Source organism: Streptococcus australis (assembly GCF_040226615.1).
In the GTDB taxonomy this organism is placed as follows: Bacteria; Bacillota; Bacilli; order Lactobacillales; family Streptococcaceae; genus Streptococcus; species Streptococcus australis_E.
Window position 1 is genome coordinate 159,627 of sequence record NZ_JBCOAT010000004.1, and the last position, 7,625, is coordinate 167,251.

At 44.7% G+C, this 7,625-nt stretch carries 8 protein-coding genes; 2 read left to right on the forward strand and 6 right to left on the reverse strand.

Features of this window, described 5'->3' with window-relative positions:
• Window positions 1-21: 21 nt before the first annotated feature.
• From ABT997_RS05540 to ABT997_RS05550, 3 genes are all read right to left on the reverse strand, one after another.
• Complete coding sequence (locus ABT997_RS05540) at window positions 22-477, reverse strand: 8-oxo-dGTP diphosphatase (protein ID WP_006595546.1); 456 nt, start codon at window positions 475-477, stop codon at window positions 22-24.
• Window positions 478-496: 19 nt separating this feature from the next.
• A complete protein-coding gene (gene aao, locus ABT997_RS05545; protein WP_006595547.1) occupies window positions 497-1,672 on the reverse strand; it encodes an aminoacetone oxidase in 1,176 nt (391 codons plus the stop codon).
• 87 nt (window positions 1,673-1,759) lie between these two features.
• Window positions 1,760-2,290: a hypothetical protein gene (locus ABT997_RS05550; RefSeq protein ID WP_006595548.1), complete on the reverse strand. Its 531-nt coding sequence runs from the start codon at window positions 2,288-2,290 to the stop codon at window positions 1,760-1,762.
• 286 nt (window positions 2,291-2,576) lie between these two features.
• Here ABT997_RS05550 and ABT997_RS05555 point away from each other — a divergent pair, with 286 nt between their 5' ends.
• Entirely contained in the window at window positions 2,577-3,923 is a 1,347-nt protein-coding gene (locus tag ABT997_RS05555; RefSeq protein WP_006595549.1) for an Nramp family divalent metal transporter, read from the forward strand.
• 140 nt (window positions 3,924-4,063) lie between these two features.
• Window positions 4,064-4,363, forward strand: a complete 300-nt coding sequence (locus ABT997_RS05560) for a YbaB/EbfC family nucleoid-associated protein (RefSeq protein WP_006595550.1) — start codon at window positions 4,064-4,066, stop codon at window positions 4,361-4,363.
• 191 nt (window positions 4,364-4,554) lie between these two features.
• Here the strand turns inward: ABT997_RS05560 and ABT997_RS05565 are convergent, their stop codons facing one another.
• The 3 genes from ABT997_RS05565 to ABT997_RS05575 form a co-directional block, all read right to left on the reverse strand.
• Entirely contained in the window at window positions 4,555-5,148 is a 594-nt protein-coding gene (locus ABT997_RS05565) for a 3'-5' exonuclease (protein WP_238656735.1), read from the reverse strand.
• 87 nt (window positions 5,149-5,235) lie between these two features.
• Window positions 5,236-5,751, reverse strand: coding sequence for a DUF536 domain-containing protein (locus ABT997_RS05570; RefSeq protein WP_048690819.1), 516 nt, complete (start codon window positions 5,749-5,751; stop codon window positions 5,236-5,238).
• 112 nt (window positions 5,752-5,863) lie between these two features.
• A partial coding sequence (locus ABT997_RS05575) for a Xaa-Pro dipeptidyl-peptidase (RefSeq protein WP_350018940.1) occupies window positions 5,864-7,625 on the reverse strand: 1,762 nt, incomplete at its 5' end.

Here is a 7,625-nt window from a genome sequence, read left to right on the forward strand (position 1 = left end):
GGACTCTCCGCCGATTATTTGCTATTTTAAATCATAAAGCCAGTCGTCACCGTCTTTATAGTAGAAGAATTCACTGAGATCATCTTCCAAAAAAACACGAAGCATATCAGACATATCATTGGTTGCAAGTTTTAGATGAGATAGATTTTCAAACTCTTCCCACCAGACCTTTCCTTCGTCTGAAGACTGGAGCTCACCAGTAAAGTGTTCGGTCTTGTAAAAAAGGACGACATAACGGTAATCCTCATCATCGTACCAGTCCTTGATACCACAGAGTTGGGGTTTAGAAATGGTTAGACCCGTTTCTTCTCTCACTTCACGAATGACCGCATCGACAAAGGATTCGCCACGTTCAACATGTCCGCCAGGAAAAGTAATGCCAGGCCAGTCAGGACTAACTCGATCTTGAACCAGAACCTTGTCCCCATTTTTAATCATGCACATGTTGACAAATTCAACTGACTCTCTTCTGTTCATTTTTCACAACCTTTGATATTTAATCATAATGCAGACTTCCTGCCACCCAACCAGTGCAGAGGGCAGAAGTGATGTTAAAGCCACCTGTGTGAGCATTGATATCAAGTACTTCACCAGCAAAGTGAAGGCCAGGAACCAATTTGCTTTCCAGAGTTTTAGGATTAATTTCTTTGAGACTAACACCACCTTTAGTTACAAAAGATTTTGCTAGCGACATCTTTCCAGTCACAGGGATTTTGAGGGATTTGATAGATTGGACAAGTTGGTCAAGTTCTTTTTCTGTTAGTTGTTTGACTTTTTCTGGATATCCTTGAATAAAGAATTCTGCCAAGCGTTCAGGGAGCATGGTTTTCAAAGCATTTTTCAAGGATTTTTCACGGTTTTCTTCAAGAAATGATAGCAAATCACTTTCAGAAAGTTGTGGCAAGACATCTAGGGAGAGGATTTCACCACCCTTGACAAAGCTAGACATGCGTAGTGCAGCAGGGCCTGACAAGCCAAAGTGGGTAAAGAGGAGGTCATGGGTGATGACATGCTTGCCATAGCTTAGAGTCACATCGTCCAGTGAAATTCCCTGCAAGGCCTTATGCGGAAAATCCGTCAATAAAGGACTCTCGGCAGCTTCGAGCTCGGTGATAGTGTGCTTAAAGTGACGGGCGATATCGTGGCCAAAGCCGGTGGAACCCGTCGAAGGGTAGGACTTTCCACCAGTTGTCACAATCAAGCGGTCTGCCATCCAGGTCTCATCTTTGGATTTGATGACGAATTGTCCATCGATTTTCTTCACAGAGGTTACCTCTACTTGGCAGCGAACTTGACCGCCGAGCTCGGCAATCTTATCTGTCAGAGCTTGAATAATCGTTTGGGAACGATCTGAAGCTGGAAAGACACGACCATGGTCTTCGACCTTGAGCTTGACCCCGTTTTCTGTGAAGAAGCGGATGATATCATGGTTGTCAAATTGAGAAAAGACACTGTAGAGGAAACGTCCATTTCCTGGAATGCCTGCTAGGAGATCGTCCAGGCTTCCATTGTTGGTCACATTGCACCGACCTCCACCAGTCCCAGCTAGTTTTTTCCCTAGTTTGCGGTTTTTTTCCAAGAGGAGGGTTGCTTGCCCGTAGAAGGAACTGGAGATGGTGGCCATCATGCCAGCAGGCCCTCCTCCGATGACAATGGTATCGTAGTGGTTCATAAGGTCTCCTTTTTCTCGTCTCGTTTTATTTCCAGTTCATTGTAACATAAAAAATGGACCCTGTCCCCAGGCTCCACTTTTTATGAGTTAATTGTCTTCGTCTGGATTTTGACGGAGGTGGATGGAATAACGCTTAGGTGGGTAAATGCCGATTTCAGGACCCCAGCGTGGGAAGAGCTGATTGGTTTTCTTCCCAGCAGCGTACTTGGCTTCTGCTGCCATTTCCCAGAGCTCTTCGTAGAGATCACCGAGCAAGAAGTCGAGCTCTTGATAATAGAGGTCTGGCTTTCCGTAGTCACTAAGGCTTAGTTCCATCAAACCATAGACTTGTAGCTTATGGTCCATGAGTCTACGTCCGTCTACCTTGTTAGAGTGAACGATAATGCGTCCGAAGGGATCATTTCTTCGGATGCGTTCCAGCTCTTTGTAGGCGTTGATTCCAGAATTTCCTTGACAGGAGAAGAAGTAAATGTTTTTCAAGTCATAGTCGATATAGGAGATATTTCCATTATAGACCAGCTTGACTGGTAGATTACGAACCCGTTTTTTCTCTAGATAGTTGTTAATATGTTCGACCAACATCTTAGAGGGATAATTGTATTCAATGACATAAATCATAGTTTCTTTCCTTTGCTATTGAGTAAATAACTGAGCTTTCTTTCAGTTACGATTAGTATACAAGCTTTTGAAGTCAGATAGGGGGAAAAATCTATTTGGTTCATTTTTGAAGCTATTTGGTTCATTTTAGAGGAGCAAAGGAGAAAAAGTTGCTAAAGGAATACGAAGAAAATGGGGAAGTGGGGAGAAGAAGGGCATATTTTTTTGAAAATGCAAAGAAAATTTACCGAAACCTTTCATTTGTGCTATAATCAAGGGGAAGTGACGTCATGGAAAGAAGGGTATCATGAGTTTAGAACAGTTAGAGCGGAAATCGCTCCAAGAAATCAATCAATCCGTCAAGGTTCCCAAGGGAACTTCTTTTTGGAGGACCTTATTATTGTTTTCAGGTCCGGGGAGCCTAGTAGCAGTGGGCTACATGGATCCTGGGAACTGGATCACCAGCGTTGTTGGAGGGGCTCACTATCGTTACTTGCTCTTGTCGGTGGTTCTCTTGTCTTCCTTGATTGCCATGCAATTGCAACAGATGGCTGGGAAACTAGGGATTGTCCATCGGAAAGATTTGGCCCAGACAACAGCGACGCATTTGCCCAAGTGGCTCCGCTATATGCTTTGGATAGTGATTGAATTAGCCTTGATGGCGACAGATTTAGCAGAAGTCATTGGTTCAGGGATTGCACTCCATTTGCTGTTCGGATGGCCCTTGCTCTTTTCTATTTTGGTCACCATCCTGGATGTCTTCCTCCTTCTCGGACTCATGCACTTAGGTTTTCGTAAGATTGAGGCTATTGTCTCCACCTTGATTTTGACCATTCTAGGGATTTTTATCTACCTTGTGGTCCTATCAAAACCAGATATAGGTGGCATTTTTGCTGGCTTTCTTCCTCAGAAAGAAATTGTAGGTATTGGTCTTCCCAAGGGATCACAAGCCTTGACGCTGGCCTTGGGGATAATTGGTGCAACCGTCATGCCTCATAATCTCTATTTGCATTCCTCCATTTCACAGACACGCAAGGTCGATTATGAGGATCCTGCAGATGTTCGTCGGGCTGTGCGCTTCATGACCTGGGACTCCAATATTGAATTAACCCTGGCTTTTGTTGTCAACTCTCTCTTGCTGATTCTCGGAGCGGCCCTCTTTTTTGGACATGCAGAAGAAATTGGAGCCTTCTCTAGTATGTATGATGCCTTGCAAAACAATGCCATTGCAGGAGCTATTGCAAGTCCTTTTCTGTCCACTTTGTTTGCTGTTGCTTTGTTAGCAAGTGGTCAGAATTCAACAATTACAGGCACTCTGACGGGTCAAATTGTCATGGAAGGTTTCCTTAGATTCCGCCTTCCTCAATGGCTTGTCCGCCTGTTTACACGGATGTTGGCCCTCACTCCTGTCCTGATTGTCGCCTTTCTCTTTGGAGACCAGGAAAGTGTTCTAGATGATTTGTTGGTCTATTCTCAAGTCTTCTTGTCTCTGGCTCTACCATTTTCAATTTTTCCCTTGGTTTACTTTACCTCCAATAAAAAAATCATGGGAGAATTTGTCAATGCAAAATGGAATACCTACTTAGCTTACGGAGTAGCGACTCTTCTGACTCTTTTAAACGTCCAACTCATTGTGACGACGCTCTTTAAATAAAAAATCAGCTTTGTCGGACGGGGAAAACATGCTATAATAGTAGAGAAGTCCCCATCTAGCTAGAAAATGGGCAGAAGTGGGCAGTAACCATTAAACAAGAGGTCCTAACCCCTTGATACGAAAGGAATCTAGAAAATCTTATGATGAATATGCAGAATATGATGAAGCAAGCACAAAAGCTTCAGAAACAAATGGAACAAAGCCAGGCAGAGTTGGCGGCTTCTCAATTTGTTGGCAAATCAGCTCAGGACTTGGTCGTCGCTACTTTGACAGGTGATAAAAAGGTGGTATCCATCGAATTTAACCCAGCAGTAGTGGACCCAGAAGATACAGAAACTCTTTCTGATATGACGGTTCAAGCCATCAATGCGGCCATCGAAGAAATTGATGAGGCAACCAAGAAAAAATTGGGAGCTTTTGCTGGTAAATTACCATTCTAAGCATACAGAGAAAGAGAGTGGGACAGAAATCGGTAATTCGTTAGAATTGGATTTCGTCGTCCCACCTCCGCACAGTTGAGTAGGGCTGTAAAAGCTGATAAAATCAGCGTAGTAGAGCTCACTCAACCACTGCGTCTTGCTCGATAATCAAAAGACAATTGAGAGGCTAGGACTTTTGTCCCAGCCTCTTTTTAGTCGTTAAAAAAATTGGAGAGGTCCAATCCACCAAAAGGAGAGGTAGAAAAGGATTCTTGTTCGGTTAGGAGTTGTCGGGCCCGGTCTGATTCGAGAAAGGCTTCATAAACAAGTGCAGTCATCCGGGCATCTTCTAGACTATTATGCGATTTTCCTGCTACTCCTAAAAACTGAGCAACTGTATGGAGCTGCAAGTTTTTAATCCCATGGAGGTCAGAAGGCCGGCGTTTAGAAGCTTCCTCAAAGACATCAACAGCATATTGGTCTGTGAACTCTAGCCCGTTTTCCGCTAGGATAGGGAGGTCACTCTTGATAGCATTGTATCCAATGAGGGGACTATCTGCAACAAAATCTCGGAACTCCGCTAGGACTTGCTCGAGTGGGGGAGCTTGGAGGATTTTATCAGATGTGATCCCGGTGAGGCCATTGATAAAGCTCTTTAGTGGTTTATCCGTATAGGCATAAGAATCGTAGTGGGCAACTTCTTGGCCATCTGCAAAGCGGACAGCAGAAACTTGGATAATGTGGTGCTTTCCTTCAAATTGATTAAATTCTAAATCAAAGGAGACATAGTGGCTTAATTCTTTCAAGGGAACTCCTTCATCTAATGTTTTTTTTGGATTTTCTAATTATTGAGGGGAGGCAAAGGCATAGAAAAAACTGACCGAAGTCAGTTTTTAGCGACCAAAGACGCGTCTCCAGAAGCCTTTACTCTCTTGTTCTTGAACCTTTTCATTGGCTTGATCTAATTCCAATTTCAATGTTTCGCGGTCATTCATAGCCTGAAGGGTTAGCTGTTGTTGTTGGTCGAGCTGTTTGTCTTTTTCAGCGATCTGAACATCTTTGACACGCAACTGCTCATCCTTTTTAGCTAATTGCTCATCTTTGGATTTTAGCTGGTCGTCTTTTGCTTTTAGTTGTTCGTAGAGACGAACAATCTCAGCATTTTTTTCATCTACCAAAATTTCCATCAATTCACGCTGTTTCACATCATCGCTGACTGGTTCGTCTTCAAAGATGGTTTTTTTGTAGATCTCTTCTAGCTTGATCAAGCCACTACGGGTTACGACGGTAACTCCCTTATCATTTTTTTCTGTATCTTCAGGATCTAGGGCCTTGACACGGTTGTTGACCGCTTGGCGACTAACTCCTAGAATTTCAGCAATTTCGCTGACTGTTTTTTCGATAGCCATAATATCCTCTAAACTCTTTTTCTATGAAATACTCTCTTAGATATTATCATAAGTAGGCAAGGCTGTCAAATCAAGCAAGGGAAGGGACGACAAGGAAAAAGCATGAAATTCCTTAATCCATCTTAGGAAGGGTTAAGCTCGAGTTGGCCAGATCAATAGTGAGTTGGTAGTCCGTTTGGTCGCGAACAGTGATCTCGAAGTCGGTTGTATAAAGGACGAGACGAAGAGTGGTCCCTTTCTCCAGTTTGTAGATGGTTGGTTGGAGTTCAAAGTCGAATTCCATCCATTCTCCTGGTGTTACGGGCTCAACCTCTAAGAGGTCATGACGGTTTTGGAGGTTAAGACACCCCTTTGTAATCACTCGTTGGCCGGCTTCCTTAAATGGCAATTCAGTCAAGTTGTCCAGCATATGGTAACGACCGTTATCCAGTGTACGGACGGATAGGACAGCTGGATAGGGTTGGAGATATTTCTTGCTTCCTAGCTCCATGAGTTGGACTGAGAGCAAGCCCTTGTCAGTGCTAGATTGGAGCCGCAGGTGAAGGTGAGCTTTTCCGTTGAGGTGTAGGTCTTCTGCAATCGGAAGATCGATGGTCACTTGTTGCGCCTTATCCTGGTAGAGGTCCGTTAGGAAAGTTGGATAGGCCTTGCCATAGCGCTCATAGTCTTCTGTCGCATAGCGGTTTTGGATAACTTTCTCACCATCTCCGAGCGAGAAGGTGCGCTGGGCTGTTTGATTGCCAAAGTCTTCCAAGGAGGTCCAACTTTGTTCTCCTGTATTGTCCTGCCAGATGACGGTTGGCAATTCATAACTTGAATCATAGCCCAGTAATTTTTTAGAAAGGAGGGCGTTCATGCTCTCACGGAAGTCAATGGACTGCCAGTTGTTGAGATAGACATGGGCACCATTGTGGTAGAAGAGGTGTTTCTTGATGTTGGCTGGAAGGGCTTGGAACATTTGGTATACATGGAGGGGCTTCACGTTCCAGTCTTGGGAACCATGGGTGAAGACGACCTCTGCCTTGACTTTGTCTGCCTGAAGGAGATAGTTGCGGTCATGCCAGAATTGGTTGTAGTCCCCTGTTTTGCGATCTATTTGCTCTTTAAGCCGTTCCAAATCCGCTAGATGGGCTGCATGGTGGCGGAGATAGTCTCCAGCCCGAAGGGCGCGTGAATAGGTCAACTCAGCGAGTGAATCAAAATCCTCTCCAGGATAGCCACCAGGACTCGTCACGAGTCCGTTTTCCCGATAGTAGTTGTACCAAGAGGAGATACCGGCTTCAGCAATGATGACTTCTAGGCCATCGACACCTGTGGTAGCCAGTCCATTGGACATGGTCCCTAGGTAGGACAAGCCTGTCGTAGCAACTTTGCCGTTGGACCAATCGGCCTTGATTTGGCGTTGGCGACTGTGGTCTGTGAAGGCACGACAGCGTCCGTTGAGCCAGTCGATGACATTTTTATAGGCCTCGATTTGACGGTAATCCCCGTTGGTCATCAAGCCTTGGGAATCCTTGGTTCCAAGACCGGAGACGTAGAGATTGGCAAAGCCACGAGCGAGCAGGTAGTCATTGAGAGTATAACTGCTGTTGATATGAGTGAGGGTTTCTTCAGCCTCAGAGACTAGTTGAGCTGAACCGACAGGATCCACCAATTCTAATTGAGGTTCTTCTACTTGAATGGTATGAGGTTCTTTGACCTCGAGGTCCACATTCATATTATAGAGTGCCTTGTCACTAGCCTTGTCATTGGTTCCTTGGTGATAAGGGCTTGCAGTCATGACGGCTGGGATTTTTCCTTCATAGCGAGGGCGAATAATATTGACCTTGACCAAATCTGGAAGGCCATCTTGGTCGCTATCAATCCGACTTTCC

What these genes read in the sequence shown, in the direction of transcription:
- ABT997_RS05540 (WP_006595546.1), bottom strand. Translation starts at nt 477, where the DNA reads ATGAACAGAAGAGAGTCAGTTGAATTTGTCAACATGTGCATGATTAAA.
- aao (WP_006595547.1), bottom strand. Translation starts at nt 1,672, where the DNA reads ATGAACCACTACGATACCATTGTCATCGGAGGAGGGCCTGCTGGCATG.
- ABT997_RS05550 (WP_006595548.1), bottom strand. Translation starts at nt 2,290, where the DNA reads ATGATTTATGTCATTGAATACAATTATCCCTCTAAGATGTTGGTCGAA.
- ABT997_RS05555 (WP_006595549.1), top strand. Translation starts at nt 2,577, where the DNA reads ATGAGTTTAGAACAGTTAGAGCGGAAATCGCTCCAAGAAATCAATCAA.
- ABT997_RS05560 (WP_006595550.1), top strand. Translation starts at nt 4,064, where the DNA reads ATGATGAATATGCAGAATATGATGAAGCAAGCACAAAAGCTTCAGAAA.
- ABT997_RS05570 (WP_048690819.1), bottom strand. Translation starts at nt 5,751, where the DNA reads ATGGCTATCGAAAAAACAGTCAGCGAAATTGCTGAAATTCTAGGAGTT.